At 45.1% G+C, this 13774-nt stretch carries 13 protein-coding genes, 1 tRNA gene and 1 other RNA gene; 8 read left to right on the plus strand and 7 right to left on the minus strand.

What is annotated here, in order from left to right:
* Positions 1 to 12: 12 nt before the first annotated feature.
* Positions 13 to 97, minus strand: a tRNA-Tyr gene (locus tag F0251_RS00500).
* Between the two features lie 565 nt (positions 98 to 662).
* Between F0251_RS00500 and F0251_RS00505 the strand changes: the two genes are divergently transcribed.
* Entirely contained in the window at positions 663 to 1739 is a 1077-nt protein-coding gene (locus F0251_RS00505; protein WP_171730097.1) for an efflux RND transporter periplasmic adaptor subunit, read from the plus strand.
* Positions 1739 to 4852: a vibriobactin export RND transporter permease subunit VexH gene (gene vexH / locus F0251_RS00510; RefSeq protein WP_061031886.1), complete on the plus strand. Its 3114-nt coding sequence runs from the start codon at positions 1739 to 1741 to the stop codon at positions 4850 to 4852. The genes F0251_RS00505 and vexH overlap by 1 nt, the downstream gene beginning before the upstream one ends.
* 100 nt (positions 4853 to 4952) lie before the next feature.
* On the opposite strand, the gene F0251_RS00515 is transcribed toward vexH, so the two are convergent.
* Positions 4953 to 5546: a thioredoxin domain-containing protein gene (locus tag F0251_RS00515; RefSeq protein ID WP_171730098.1), complete on the minus strand. Its 594-nt coding sequence runs from the start codon at positions 5544 to 5546 to the stop codon at positions 4953 to 4955.
* A gap of 127 nt (positions 5547 to 5673) precedes the next feature.
* Between F0251_RS00515 and F0251_RS00520 the strand changes: the two genes are divergently transcribed.
* Complete coding sequence (locus F0251_RS00520) at positions 5674 to 5994, plus strand: DUF1244 domain-containing protein (protein ID WP_171730099.1); 321 nt, start codon at positions 5674 to 5676, stop codon at positions 5992 to 5994.
* Between the two features lie 85 nt (positions 5995 to 6079).
* Here F0251_RS00520 and F0251_RS00525 read toward each other — a convergent pair whose 3' ends face one another.
* On the minus strand, positions 6080 to 7147 hold the full coding sequence (locus F0251_RS00525; protein ID WP_061031884.1) for a PLP-dependent cysteine synthase family protein: 1068 nt from the start codon (positions 7145 to 7147) through the stop codon (positions 6080 to 6082).
* 147 nt (positions 7148 to 7294) lie between these two features.
* Here F0251_RS00525 and F0251_RS00530 point away from each other — a divergent pair, with 147 nt between their 5' ends.
* A complete protein-coding gene (locus F0251_RS00530; protein ID WP_004739953.1) occupies positions 7295 to 7750 on the plus strand; it encodes an Lrp/AsnC family transcriptional regulator in 456 nt (151 codons plus the stop codon).
* Between the two features lie 62 nt (positions 7751 to 7812).
* The gene (locus F0251_RS00535) at positions 7813 to 8478 is read left to right on the plus strand and encodes a hypothetical protein (protein ID WP_061031883.1); all 666 of its coding nucleotides are present in this window, start codon (positions 7813 to 7815) and stop codon (positions 8476 to 8478) included.
* A gap of 121 nt (positions 8479 to 8599) precedes the next feature.
* On the opposite strand, the gene tesB is transcribed toward F0251_RS00535, so the two are convergent.
* A complete protein-coding gene (gene tesB / locus F0251_RS00540) occupies positions 8600 to 9460 on the minus strand; it encodes an acyl-CoA thioesterase II (RefSeq protein ID WP_061031918.1) in 861 nt (286 codons plus the stop codon).
* A 168-nt stretch (positions 9461 to 9628) separates the two neighbouring features.
* Here tesB and F0251_RS00545 point away from each other — a divergent pair, with 168 nt between their 5' ends.
* Positions 9629 to 10069 (plus strand): YbaY family lipoprotein, encoded by a 441-nt coding sequence (locus F0251_RS00545; protein WP_116870218.1) that lies wholly within the window; start codon positions 9629 to 9631, stop codon positions 10067 to 10069.
* 74 nt (positions 10070 to 10143) lie between these two features.
* Here the strand turns inward: F0251_RS00545 and F0251_RS00550 are convergent, their stop codons facing one another.
* Positions 10144 to 10446: an MGMT family protein gene (locus F0251_RS00550; protein WP_171730100.1), complete on the minus strand. Its 303-nt coding sequence runs from the start codon at positions 10444 to 10446 to the stop codon at positions 10144 to 10146.
* Positions 10447 to 10497: 51 nt separating this feature from the next.
* Between F0251_RS00550 and F0251_RS00555 the strand changes: the two genes are divergently transcribed.
* Positions 10498 to 11241: a hypothetical protein gene (locus F0251_RS00555; RefSeq protein WP_061031880.1), complete on the plus strand. Its 744-nt coding sequence runs from the start codon at positions 10498 to 10500 to the stop codon at positions 11239 to 11241.
* A gap of 211 nt (positions 11242 to 11452) precedes the next feature.
* An RNA gene (gene ffs, locus F0251_RS00560) (signal recognition particle sRNA small type) lies at positions 11453 to 11549 on the plus strand.
* 88 nt (positions 11550 to 11637) lie between these two features.
* Here the strand turns inward: ffs and F0251_RS00565 are convergent.
* A complete protein-coding gene (locus F0251_RS00565) occupies positions 11638 to 11889 on the minus strand; it encodes a GlsB/YeaQ/YmgE family stress response membrane protein (protein ID WP_017105442.1) in 252 nt (83 codons plus the stop codon).
* A 93-nt stretch (positions 11890 to 11982) separates the two neighbouring features.
* Entirely contained in the window at positions 11983 to 13710 is a 1728-nt protein-coding gene (locus F0251_RS00570) for an aspartate:alanine exchanger family transporter (RefSeq protein ID WP_061031917.1), read from the minus strand.
* Positions 13711 to 13774: the final 64 nt, after the last annotated feature.

A 13774-nucleotide genomic window follows, 5' to 3' on the forward strand; every position in this document is an offset into this window, starting at 1 on the left:
TAAGAAGAAATATGGTGGAGGGAGACGGATTCGAACCATCGAAGGCAGTGCCGGCAGATTTACAGTCTGCTCCCTTTGGCCACTCGGGAACCCCTCCAGGGTGTTTTTCCTAACTCATAATGGATAGGCTAAAGAGATGTTTTTCCCAACGCATCTCTCAAGTGCGGAGCGCATCATAGCAAACACGTTAAACCTGTAAAGGGTTTTTCTTATGGTTTTGTGTTAAATGCTGCCTTTTTGGGCAAAGATGGCGAAAAGTATGCATATTGCTCGTGAAGTGAACATCTGTACTAAGGTTTACGTAGTGATAGGTAACACCTTGAGGTAATTGGCTTTCTGTATTGTGTTCAATGTGTCTAAAGCGTGATGAAACGTAAATGGAATTTAATCTAGATTTACACTTCTTGACGTTACAGCATTCATCAGTTGATAGAATACGGTTAATTTCATTTATAGAGAATAATACCAATCGTAGTAAGTAACTTGTCGTTCTAGCTTATTAAAATGCTCGACAGCAGCGTTAGGATTTTTGATTGTAGGATAACTACTTATCGAAGCTATCCTGTTGAAAAGAGCTGCCTGATTCTCAAGCCATTTTCCTACGCTATTTCTGACCACTTACTCACTGTGATTGATATAAAACTTACTTGCAGACCATAATTATGAAAAATAAATCTGTTTTAACCCTGCTGAGCTTGTCTATTCTTATGGCGTCTCCAGCCGTACTTGCTAAGCGTATGGGCCCTAGCTCTGTCACTGTTGTTACTGAGCAGGTTGATATTCACCAAGTTAGCCAATCTCTTTCTCTCGTTGGGAAGCTAGAAGCTGAGCAATCGGTGATGATCACTTCTGAGGTGGCTGGACGCGTTGACTCTATCAACATTAAAGCTAATCAAGATGTGACTAAAGGCCAGATGTTGGTTCAGTTGGATGACGATAAGGCAAAAGCTGCAGTTGCAGAAGCTCAAGCTTATCTAAAAGACGAGCAACGTAAGCTAGCGGAATTTCAACGCCTAGTTAAACGTAACGCGATCACGCAAACTGAAATTGACGCTCAGAAAACCAATGTAGAGATCGCCAATGCTCGTTTAGCAGCAGCAAATGCCAACCTAAAAGATCTTCACATTAGTGCGCCATTCTCAGGCACAGTCGGCTTTATCGATTTTAGCCGCGGCAAAATGGTGACAGCGGGTACTGAGCTGATGACTCTAGATGACCTTTCAGTCATGCAATTAGACCTTCAGATCCCTGAACGTTATCTTTCTATGCTATCAAAAGGCATGAAAGTGACGGCTCGTACCAGTGCATGGGGAGATACCGAATTTACAGGTTCAGTGGTTGGCATTGATTCTCGTATCAACGCAGAGACATTAAACCTTCGAGTTCGAATTAATTTCGATAACAACAATGATTACCTAAAGCCGGGCATGCTGGTGTCGGCAGCGATGGACTTCCCACCAATTGAAGCACCAATTATTCCTGTTCAAGCTCTAGAGTACTCAGGTACTAAACGTTTTGTTTATGTGGTTGGTGAAGATAACAAAGCGACGCGAACTGAAGTCTTCCTTGGTGCTCGTATCGACAACGAAGTTGTGATTGAAAAGGGTATCGAAATTGGTCAGAAAATAGTGGTGCAGGGCATCGTGAACATGCGTGATGGTGTTCAAGTTCAAGAACTGACCGTGAACCGCCCTGCTGAGTCAGCAACCGAGAAAGCAATACAAGAAGGCGCTAACTAATGTTGTTATCTGACGTTTCAGTAAAGAGACCAGTAGCCGCTGTCGTATTGAGTTTGCTGTTGGTTGTGTTTGGTATCGTTTCGTTCAGTAAGCTTGCTGTTCGTGAGATGCCAGATATTGAAAGCCCGGTAGTATCGATCAGTACTCGTTATGAGGGTGCTTCGGCTACCATCATAGAGAGCCAAATAACCTCCAATCTTGAAGACCAATTATCCGGTATCAGTGGTATTGATGAGATCGAATCCACCACTCGTAACGGTATGTCGCGTATTACGATTACCTTTGAATTGGGTTATGACCTGAATACTGGTGTGAGTGACGTTCGTGACGCCGTTGCTCGTGCGCAGCGCTCGTTGCCTGACGAAGCTGACGACCCAATTGTTTATAAGAACAATGGTAGTGGTGAGGCTTCGGTTTACATTAACCTAAGTTCTACTGAGATGGACCGAACGCAGCTAACCGATTACACCGAACGTGTGTTGATCGACCGCTTTAGTTTGATTTCTGGTGTGAGCTCGGTGGATATCTCAGGTGGCTTGTACAAAGTAATGTACGTCAAGCTGAAACCTGCGCAAATGGCAGGTCGTGGTGTTACCACATCTGACATCACTTCTGCGTTAAACAATGAGAATATCGAAAGCCCAGGTGGTGAAGTACGTAACGATGCGATTGTGATGTCGGTTCGTACCGCTCGTTCTTACACTGAAGCGGAAGATTTTGAATACCTAGTCGTTAAACGCGCTTCTGACAACACGCCTATTTACCTTAAAGATGTCGCTGATGTTTACATTGGCGCAGAGAACGAAAACTCGACCTTTAAGAGTGACGGTGTTGTTAACGTCAGTATGGGTATTGTGCCTCAATCAGATGCAAACCCGCTTGAAGTAGCTGACCTAGTACATAAAGAAGTCGAAGCAATTCAAAAGTTCTTGCCAGATGGCACTCGTTTGGCTGTCGACTATGACTCAACAGTCTTCATCGATCGTTCTATCTCAGAGGTTTACAGCACGCTCTTTATCACGGGCGGCTTGGTTATCCTTGTGCTTTACATCTTTATTGGTCAAGCACGTGCAACACTTATTCCAGCGGTAACCGTACCTGTATCTCTGATCTCGTCGTTTATTGCCGCGTACTACTTCGGTTTCTCTATCAACCTGATTACCTTGATGGCGCTTATCTTGTCGATTGGTTTGGTGGTCGATGATGCGATCGTGGTGGTTGAGAACATTTTCCACCATATTGAACGTGGTGAGTCACCGCTGCTTGCTGCCTATAAAGGTACTCGTGAAGTAGGCTTCGCGGTAATCGCAACAACGCTTGTATTGGTAATGGTATTCCTACCAATCTCGTTCATGGACGGCATGGTAGGTCTGCTGTTTACCGAGTTCTCGGTATTGCTTGCTATGTCGGTGATCTTCTCGTCGCTAGTTGCATTGACGCTAACGCCAGTGCTAGGCAGTAAGATCCTAAAAGCGAACGTGAAACCAAACCGCTTTAATCTGTTTGTTGAACGTGTATTTGGTAAATTAGAGTCTGGATACCGCTCGGTATTACGCCGCGCGTTAAATTGGCGTTGGGCTGCTCCAATCATCATTATCGCATGTTTGGGTGGTAGCTATGGTTTGATGCAACAAGTGCCAGCGCAGCTTACTCCGCAAGAAGACCGTGGTGTTATCTTTGCGTTTGTTCGTGGCGCTGATGCAACCAGTTACAACCGCATGTCTGCCAACATGGACATTGTTGAAGAACGTCTAATGCCATTGCTTGGTCAAGGCTTCTTGAAGTCATTCAGTATTCAATCACCAGCATTCGGCGGTAATGCCGGCGACCAAACAGGTTTCGTCATCATGATCCTAGAAGATTGGAATGAACGTGACGTTACAGCGCAAGAGGCGTTGAACGAAGTTCGTAAATCTTTGAATGGTATTCCCGATGTTCGTGTATTCCCGTTTATGCCTGGCTTTAAAGGCGGATCGAGCGAGCCTGTACAATTCGTTCTAGGTGGTTCGGATTACTCAGAACTGCAGAAGTGGGGTGAAATTCTTAAGCAAGCGGCTGAAGACTCACCAATGATGGAAGGTGCGGATATCGATTACTCTGAGAAAACGCCAGAGCTATTGGTTACTGTAGACAAGCAGCGTGCTGCAGAGCTAGGTGTGAGTGTTTCTGATATCTCAGATACCTTGGAAATCATGCTGGGCGGTCGCAGTGAAACGACCTTTGTTGAACGCGGTGAGGAGTACGACGTTTACCTGCGTGGTGACGAGAACAGCTTTAACAACGCGAACGACCTAAGCCAAATCTACATGCGAACTCAATCTGGTGAGTTGGTGACATTAGATACGCTAACGCATATTGAAGAAGTGGCATCGTCGATCCGCTTATCACACTACAACAAGCAGAAATCGGTAACGATTAAAGCCAACCTTATGGAAGGTTACACACTGGGTGATGCGTTAGATTTCCTTGATCAGCAAGCGATTGAACAATTACCGGGTGATATCTCAGTGAGCTACTCTGGTGAGTCTAAAGACTTCAAAGAGAACCAATCGAGCATCTTAGTGGTGTTTGCATTAGCGATGTTGGTGGCGTACTTGGTACTGGCGGCGCAGTTCGAGAGCTTCATTAACCCGCTAGTGGTAATGTTCACTGTACCTATGGGTATCTTTGGTGGCTTCTTGGGCTTGGTGCTGATGAGTCAAGGGCTCAACGTGTACAGCCAGATTGGTATGATCATGTTGATCGGTATGGTAACCAAAAACGGTATCTTGATCGTTGAGTTTGCTAACCAACTGCGTGACCGCGGTATTGAGTTTGAAAAGGCGATCATTGATGCTTCAGCTCGACGTTTACGTCCAATCATGATGACGGCATTTACCACACTAGCAGGTGCTATTCCATTGATTACTTCAACGGGCGCAGGCTATGAAAGCCGAGTGGCTGTGGGTACGGTTATCTTTTTCGGTATGGGCTTTGCGACTCTGGTAACTCTGTTCGTAATCCCTGCGATGTACCGACTGATTTCTGGCTCAACACGCTCTCCGGGTCACGTCGAAGCGGTGCTCAACAAAGAGCTAAGCCATGACAACATAGGTAGAACTAGCCACGGTTAATTTAGTGGTATAGATAAGTAATTGATGAAAGCCCGACAACTTACTTGTTGTCGGGCTTTTTTATTTGGTTTTCCGAATGGTGCCAGAAAAGAGTGAGACTCTATTGCTCGCTCAGGTATTGAATGGTTTCCAGCAGTTCTTCCATAGAGCGGTGGCCTCTTAGTTTCACCATATAGCGCCCATTAATAATAAAGCTCGGAATGCTGCTAATCGATGCTTGCTCGGTCTTAGTAATAGCATCTTCCATGAACTTAGCCCATTGCTGTTGTTGATCTTGAGTCATGTCTTTTTGCTTCAAAAGGTTGTGTTCTTTGAAAAAGGCATCGATATCCGTTTCTTGCAGCGGGTTTTTAGTTTGAACCAGCGAGAATAACTCACTCAAAAGTTCATGAGACAGATCAGGCTTTTGAGCCAACACGGTGTAGTAAATACCTGCAGCTTGTAAGGTCGAGTCGTTAAAAATCACGTGAGTACGATGCATTTTCAGTTCGTCAGAGCCTTCTTTACCTTTGAGTAACTCTGTCATCTGCCAACAAGGCATGCAGGTCAATGAAAAGAATTTGTCTACTTGATACTCGGTTGAATAAGGCTTTTCCAAAAGCGTGTATTGTTTTCCCTCTGATGGAGATGCAAAAGCTGTAGCGCTTATAATAAGCGAAACTAAAAGGATAAATACGTTTTGTAATCGTTTCATGGGAATTCCGGTTTATCTATGAATGTTTTGAAAAGCCTGCGTTTGCTCCTAGCGCAGTGCGGGCTTTTTTTGTATAACAATATCTGCTCAATACATTAAAAAATGAAAATTATTAAGGGACACTAAAGTGGCTGAATTTAAATACAAAGATCTTTCTCAAGAAGAACAAGACAAGCTGGATGCAGCAACCTTTCGTCGCCTATTAGCACACTTAGACAACAACAAAGATGTTCAGAATATTGATCTGATGATCTTGGCTGGCTTCTGTCGTAACTGCTTCAGTAAGTGGTACAAAGCCGAAGCTGAACAACAAGGTTTAGACCTTGATATTGATGATGCTCGTGAGCGTGTTTATGGCATGACTTACAATGAGTGGAAACAAAACCACCAACCAAAAGCAACACCAGAGCAACTGGCTGCTTTTGAAGCGAAGCAAAAACCAGAATAGTCTTAGTTTGTCCTTAACCAAAGACATATAAAAAGAGCCCATCAAGGGCTCTTTTTATTTTGGACGCTTGTGTTTTGCTTGGTGCTTAAGCTAATTCACCCGTTTGAGAGAAAGCTTCTAATTTTGCAGCGTAAGGCTGAAGGTCACCAATGTTGTTGTTTACCCACTCGTCATTGAAGTAAGTGTCTAGGTAACGCTCGCCGCTATCACAAAGTAGAGTAACGATAGAGCCTTTCTCTCCACGCGCTTTCATCTCGCTAGCCAGTTGAAGCACACCGTACATGTTGGTACCCGTAGATGCGCCAACCTTACGGCCTAGAATGTCAGACAACCAATGTGTCGTTGCGATGCTTGCTGCGTCTGGGATCTTACGCATTTCGTCAACCACACCTGGAATGAAGCTTGGTTCTGCACGAGGGCGACCAATACCTTCAATTTTGCTGAATGTGCTGCCTTTTACTTCTGTATTGCCTGTCTTGTAATACTCGTGGAAAACTGAGTTTTCAGGGTCAACGACACAAAGCTTAGTTTCATGCTGTTGGTAACGAATGAAACGGCCAATCGTTGCTGAAGTACCACCAGTACCAGGGCTCATTACAACCCAAGTTGGAACCGGATGATCTTCCATCTGCATTTGATTGAAAATCGAGTTTGCGATGTTGTTGTTACCACGCCAGTCGGTTGCGCGCTCAGCGTAAGTAAATTGGTCCATGTAATGGCCATTGAGTTCCGCTGCTAAACGACGAGACTCATCATAGATTTGGTCAGAGCGGTCAACTAGGTGTGCTTGGCCGCCGTAGAATTCAATCTGTTCGATCTTTTTCTTCGCCGTGCATTTTGGCATTACCGCGATAAACGGAAGACCAAGTAGGCGAGCGAAGTAAGCTTCAGATACTGCCGTGCTGCCAGACGACGATTCAATGATCGTGGTTTCTGGGCCAACCCAACCATTACAGATAGCGTATAAGAACAGAGAACGCGCCAAACGGTGCTTCAAAGAGCCTGTTGGGTGTGTACTTTCATCTTTAAGGTAGATATCAATGCCTTCAATGCTTGGAAGGTCTAGTTTGATAAGGTGCGTATCCGCAGAGCGTTGGTAGTCCGCTTCAATTTTACGAATCGCGTTGTTAATCCATTGATGGTCAGTGCACATAAGCGTTCTCCTGATCGAGTGTAGGAATTTTTTGTAATTGGTATGGTTTTAATTTAGCTAGATCTGGAGAGAAAAACTTTGCCATATTTGCTTTATTTTGACTAAAATGTAGAAAATTATTCTATTTAAAAGCGATTTGGTGAAAGTGTGATAGATGCCGTAGATAAAAAAATATTAGCGTTATTACAAGAAGACAGCACCCTGTCATTGAACGATATTTCTGAAGCCGTCAACCTCACCACAACGCCTTGCTGGAAACGCTTAAAGCGTCTGGAAGAGAATGGCATCATTGAAAAAAGAGTGGCGCTGCTGAACCCAGAAAAGTTAGATCTTTCTTTTACCGCATTCGTATTGGTGAAGACCAGCGATCACTCTCATGAGTGGTATGGTCGTTTTGTGAATACTGTGTCGGAATTCCCAGAAGTCATGGAATTCTATCGTATGGCTGGCGAGTACGATTATATGATGAAGGTGCAGGTTAAAGACATGAAGTGCTTTGATGAGTTCTATAAGCGCTTGGTTAACAGTGTCGATGGTATATCAAACGTTACTTCTACGTTTGCGATGGAACCATTAAAGTACACCACCGCGCTACCGCTATAACCTTGTTCAAAATTGTGTTTCGAGTTTAGATATCGCCTCTGCGATGAAGAAAAGGATTATTCATGCTTGCAAAAGTTTCTACTGCTATTCAGCTCGTGTTAGCTATCGCTATTTTTTACCTTGGCTACACCATCTATTCATTCACCAATAAAGTCGGTGAAATTGTCGATACCTATCCTCAGGTTATTGAGGACCTTTCTGTGCTCACTAAAGAGCTAAAAGTTGAAGAGTTTCTGATACTGGCGGAGCACGTCGACGAGTTGGCGCCACAGATGCTAAATACCGTTGAAGATGTAAGAAAGACGGTAGAGAAGGTGAACAAAACGGTCGCATCAGTCGACAGTAAAATTCCAGCTATATTAGACGAAGTGAAAAATGTTCGCGTTGAAGTCGAGCAGGTGAGAACCGATGTGATTCCGCCAACGCTGACCGAACTCAAGCGCTACCGTGTTGATGTGATGCCACCAATGCTGGCTGAAAGTAAGTCTTACCGCGAACAAACGATACCTGTGGTGATTGCCGAATCTGAAATGCTCAGAGCTGAAGTTCCTGGCATTTTAGCGCAGGCTAATTTGTTAGCCGATAAGAGTAAGGAGTTGGCTCAGGGCGCAGCTGAAGGTGCAGTAAAAGGAGTGGTGTTATCGCCATTTAATCTGCTGAGAGATGCGGGAGACGGCATTAAAACACGAGTACAAGGTGAGTTTGAGCCAGTAGAGCAGGGAAACTAGCGTTTAGTTCCTTTGGTTACTGAGTTGATATGGTGATTAGAAAGAGAAGAGGCTAGGTATGACACCTAGCCTCTTTTTGTTTGGATCTAGCTTGTTTACGCAACTTAGAAATAATTCTTCGCTACTTAGTAAAGCGCATCACACCTTCTTGAACTGCTGTCGCGACTAGGTCACCTTTCTGGTTATAAATCTCACCGCGCACTAGGCCGCGAGTGTTCGCCGCCGTTGGGCTTTCAATCGCGTAAAGTAACCATTCATCCATTTTGAATGGGCGGTGGAACCAGATCGAGTGGTCAATCGTCGCCACTTGGAAGTTTGGCGTCATGATAGAAACTTCATGAGGATGAAGTGCCGTGACTAAGAACCCCCAATCTGATGCGTAAGCAAGCAGGTATTGGTGAATTAAGTGGTTGTCTGGCATCGCGCCATTTGCTCTTACCCAAAGGTACTGTTTCGCATCCGCTTTCTTTGGTTTTAGTGGGTTAACCACCGTTACGGGGCGCATCTCAATGGGCTTTTCGCCGCAGAAGGTCTTGCGCAGCTTTTCTGGGAGGAACTCCGCAATATGGCTCGCAAGCTCCGTTTCAGAGGCAAAGTTTTCCGGGCCTGGAATATCAGGCATCGGGTTTTGGTGTTCAAAGCCCGGTGCGTCACCATGATAAGAAGCCGTCAGGTAGAAAATAGGGCGGCCATTTTGAATCGCTTTCACACGGCGGGTACTGAAGCTGCGTCCATCTCTGAGATTTTCCACATCGTAAATAATCGGCTTTTCAGGGTCGCCAGGGAATAGAAAATAACTGTGGAACGAGTGAACACTACGGTCCTCTTCAACGGTATAACGAGCAGCTGAAAGTGCTTGCCCTAAGACCTGACCGCCATAAACTTGTGGAAGGCCGAGGTTTTCACTTTGCCCACGGAATAAACCTTCTTCCAGCTTCTCTAGCTGAAGTAAACTTAGTAATTCTTTTAAAGGTTGACTCATCGCCAGCATTCCTCTTCGTAAAATGAGTGTCAGATTATGGTGTTAATCATTTAGCTTAGTCAGATATCTGTCAATAAATCATAGGGTTTCAAGACAGAATATGAAAGCTCTCTTATAATTAGTCCGTAGATTTGCCGAGTCCGGCAAACATGTTGAGAGAAATTGAATATGAAAAAGGCTCTAATTCTTCTAACGTCTTTAGTATCGTTTGGCCTGTTAGTCGGTTGCCAAACAACATCAGAAACGAACGCTTCTCAGGAAGTGGTTGCAGAGAATACTCAAGTGATTTCAGGAACAGTTAGCTACCGCGAAAGAATTGCATTACCAGAGAGTGCATTGGTTACTGTAACGCTAGAAGATATTTCACTAGCAGATGCTCCATCAACGGTTATCGCGACTCAAGAGTTCACAACCGATGGTAAGCAAGTGCCGTTTGCGTTCGAGTTAAGCTACGACGACAACAAGATTCAGCCTAACCACCGTTACAACATGCGTGCAACTATCCATGTTGACGGCAAACTACGTTTCACAACAGATACCATCAAGTCTGTGATTACAGATGTAGAAAACACACAGCACGCTGACCTGCGCTTGGTCGGTGTTCGCTAATTAGAAATGGATGCTACTGTTAAGGCATCTTGATTGGCTTAATCTAGCCAGTTGAATCGGCGATGATGGCAGCTTTAGGGCTGCCATTTGTATATTCTGAGTTTGACCTTTCCTGTGTCACTCACTTCAATCCCTTCTTCCACCAAATGCTTCTTTTGGCGATCAAACGAATCACCTTTCAAAGAGATTTCGCCTTTGCTGTTGATCACTCGATACCAAGGGAGTTTGCTGCCTTCAGGTAGATTACCCAATGCCTTTCCCACATGGCGCGCATAGCCCGGAAAACCTGAGAAACGTGCTATGTCTCCATAAGTTGTTACTTTTCCATATGGAATTTGGTGAATCACAGCAAAGATTTGGGCTAAAAATTGGTCCATACTAAATGTTCCTAGTTCATGAATACCACGGATCGGTAGAAGGAGAGAGCTATGGTCTTTTCAACGTTTCAATTTCTAATTACAACATTATTAGCCGTTGTTTGTGCGAGAGCAATCAGTTTAAGTGAGGGAGATATCCCAGTACTGGCGATGGTGATTCCTGCGTTATGGATCTTACCGCAGGGTGGTATCGCAGGTTTAGCTTTACTTGCTGCCATGACGACTTATGGTTTAACCCTTCCTCTACAGCCAATCACGCTCTCTGTTAGCGCGTGGGTGTTGTTCCCACTGTTAATGGTGGTTTTCTCAAGACGCAGTAGTTTGTCGGTAGTGATTATTTCGGGTTTGATCGTGACTACTTTGCAAGTCGGGATTATGGTCACGCAATCAGCAGGTAAACTTGATGGCACGCCATGGATTACGGTCTTGCAGACCTTGTCTATTATGGTTATTTGGTGGGCTGCTAATCATCTTAAGCCCGCGAGTCGACACAGCTGGTGGTCATTAGGGTTAATCTTGCCCCTTTGGATTGCCGATTTACCTTATGCAGCGCTTGTGGCCTTGTGTGTGACGGGCATTATGGCGTCAATGGAAGCGATGACCAAGCTGAAAACCTTCCGCTGGAACAAGTTATTGTGTTGGACGCTACCAACTGCAGGCTTCGCAGCACTGGTTATTACACCGAGCATTGAAGTACCAAGTCCTGTATTTGTCGTTTGGCTATGCTTGTTAGGAACGGCATGGATGACGGACTACATCATTCGCACGGAAGATAACGAAGACATCGATATCTAGTGTCTGCTCAATCTAGATGATGTTGTACGAGAACTTCAAATCGCAGGTAAATGGTGAATTTACCTGCGATTTACTGGTGGTTTGAATAAAGGATAAGCACTTAGACCACAATTGCTCAAAAAGAAAGGGTAAGGGCTTGCAATGGCTGCCGGGATGCTTAATAATCCAATCACTCTTTGAGGCAAGCCTCTTAGAAAACGAATCTATGGGGGCCTGGTCCTCCCGCAACAATAGCTCGTGAACTCGGTCAGGTCCGGAAGGAAGCAGCCGCAGCGAGTGACTTGTGTGCCGGGATGTGGCTGGGTTCCCACCCTTTTAAAAAGCCGCTCTTAACGAGCGGCTTTTTGCTATCTGAAGCTTAATTTTATCTTGTTTATGACTAGAGGTGCGAAAATATCAGTTTTTGAGGAAACGGTTATAAACAAATAGCAACACAAATGCTCCAAGCGTTGCGGTTATAATACTACCGATGTTAATGCCGTCAGCACTGCCGAGGCCGATGAAGCTCCCTAAGAAACCACCAACAAAGGCACCAGCAATACCTAGAACCATGGTGGCGATCCATCCACCACCATCGTTGCCCGGCATTAGCCACTTAGCTAGCGCTCCTGCAATTAACCCAAGAATAATCCAAGATATAAACCCCATAACTTCTCCTTACTCATTATTGTGTTAGGTAAATGTCGTCACACATCCATGGTTAAGTTTAAATCATAGACCATGCATCAAAACTCAATTTAACTAACTGATCACCATTGCGATGTAACCTAATATCAGGACTAAAACTGAAGTTAATGCGTATGGCACGGGGTAGCCAATAGCTGGCATATCACTGTGGCTTGCATCTTGGGCTCCTTTCATTGCTGGGGTACTGTTTCTCCCTCCGGCACAGGCTCCCGCTAAAATAGCAGGGTTCATTTTGCGGAAGTATAATCCGTATAACCAAGCTAGTAGAGGTGGTACGAGTGCTGCAGTCACACCCAGTAACGCTATCTTGATGACAATGATGCCTTGGAAAGACGCCAATATTTTGGGGCCGACCGTTGCGGCTAATACCGCGACAAATAGGTTTAGACCAATGTCTTGTAGAAAGCTTCTTGCCCCTTCACTCATGGGGCCGCCAAAGCTCGGGTTACGAGTTCGTAAGAATGAGAAAACAATCCCGGTTAACATGCAACCAGCTGATGTGCCTAGGGCAAAAGGGATACCTGCAACGGTGACACTTAAATGTCCAAAGACATAACCAATCAACAAAGAAAGGGAGAGGTAGAAGGTTTCGGTGACCGTACTCTCTACAATTGGAACGCTATTGAGTTTGGATGCGGTTTGCTCTACGCACCATTGGGAGCCTGCAATACGCACAACATCGCCCACTTCGACCTTAGTTTGTGGGAGTAAAGGTTGCTGGTGACCTTGTCTGAAAACTGCTTTGAAGTAGACACCAAAGCCGATCTCCGCATGCAATTGCGCCATGGTTTTCCCCGCATACTCAGATTTACCAACGTGAATATCAGCCACTTCAATGTCGACATTTCTAGCTCGTGGATCATCGACTTCATTTCCGATATCAGCTTCACCTTCCGCAATCAAGATGCGATATTCTCCGCGAATGCCAATAACATCATTTAACTCAAGCGTTGGGTTATCGGAAGCATCAATGACTTGCTCACCTCGAACCACTTTAAGCACGGCCGCATCAGGGAATTTCTGATACAACTCTTGCACTGAACGGCCAACTAACTCTTGGTGTGTGACTTTATAGGCACGAACATCAATCGGTAGGACGCCCACGTCTGAAAAACCAAAGGTGCTTGGGAGTTTCTCGTTGTCATCGCCAGTTGAGAATTCCGCCTCTGCCTCTTTACCTGCTTTGACGGGGTCAATACCAAAGAGAGAAGGGAGGTACTTAATGAACAAGATGATGAGGACGGTCGAAAGGACATAACTTATCGCGTAGCCCGCGGCAATATTCGCACTGACGTGATCAATACTCATGCCCTCTGGTGGTGTAAATGCACCAGAGCTAATTGCTGACTGCGCTACGCCCATTACGGCGGTCACTGTGTAACTGCCAGAAATGATGCCAGCGGCGTAGCCGGGCTCAAGGCCCATTAGCTTGGCGCCGATGACAACAATCGCAAAATTGCTGAACACGACAATTAAACCAATGACGACGAAGTCGATCCCTCCTCTGGCAAGACCGGAGAAAAATTGTGGCCCCACTTTCATCCCAATCGCGTACATGAACATCATTAAGAAGATATCTGAGACCAGACCCGGCTCTTCAATTTTTAGCCCATAAACCGAAAAGGAGGTCAGTGCTAGAGCAACCCCAACAACTAAAGTACCAGCGGTTGTTCCTAGGCTCACTCCCTTGAATGTGAGTCGACCAAGCGGGTAACCAATTGCGAGTGATAGAAAGAGAAATACAAACGGATTTTCTGACAAGTAACTAAATAGAAAGGACATAATGTCACCTGCTAACTTGTTGATATAAGGGCAAGGAACCATGAAGGCTCCTTGCTTTCAGTGA

The organism is Vibrio sp. 070316B (assembly GCF_013114115.1).
Classification (GTDB): domain Bacteria; phylum Pseudomonadota; class Gammaproteobacteria; order Enterobacterales; family Vibrionaceae; genus Vibrio; species Vibrio chagasii_B.

Excerpts from the sequence above, each read along its gene's own strand:
- F0251_RS00505 (WP_171730097.1), top strand. The coding sequence starts at position 663 with ATGAAAAATAAATCTGTTTTAACCCTGCTGAGCTTGTCTATTCTTATG.
- F0251_RS00550 (WP_171730100.1), bottom strand. The coding sequence starts at position 10,446 with ATGGACCAATTTTTAGCCCAAATCTTTGCTGTGATTCACCAAATTCCA.
- F0251_RS00565 (WP_017105442.1), bottom strand. The coding sequence starts at position 11,889 with ATGGGGTTTATATCTTGGATTATTCTTGGGTTAATTGCAGGAGCGCTA.
- tesB (WP_061031918.1), bottom strand. The coding sequence starts at position 9,460 with ATGAGTCAACCTTTAAAAGAATTACTAAGTTTACTTCAGCTAGAGAAG.
- F0251_RS00525 (WP_061031884.1), bottom strand. The coding sequence starts at position 7,147 with ATGTGCACTGACCATCAATGGATTAACAACGCGATTCGTAAAATTGAA.
- F0251_RS00570 (WP_061031917.1), bottom strand. The coding sequence starts at position 13,710 with ATGTCCTTTCTATTTAGTTACTTGTCAGAAAATCCGTTTGTATTTCTC.
- F0251_RS00535 (WP_061031883.1), top strand. The coding sequence starts at position 7,813 with ATGCTTGCAAAAGTTTCTACTGCTATTCAGCTCGTGTTAGCTATCGCT.
- vexH (WP_061031886.1), top strand. The coding sequence starts at position 1,739 with ATGTTGTTATCTGACGTTTCAGTAAAGAGACCAGTAGCCGCTGTCGTA.
- F0251_RS00545 (WP_116870218.1), top strand. The coding sequence starts at position 9,629 with ATGAAAAAGGCTCTAATTCTTCTAACGTCTTTAGTATCGTTTGGCCTG.
- F0251_RS00555 (WP_061031880.1), top strand. The coding sequence starts at position 10,498 with ATGGTCTTTTCAACGTTTCAATTTCTAATTACAACATTATTAGCCGTT.
- F0251_RS00515 (WP_171730098.1), bottom strand. The coding sequence starts at position 5,546 with ATGAAACGATTACAAAACGTATTTATCCTTTTAGTTTCGCTTATTATA.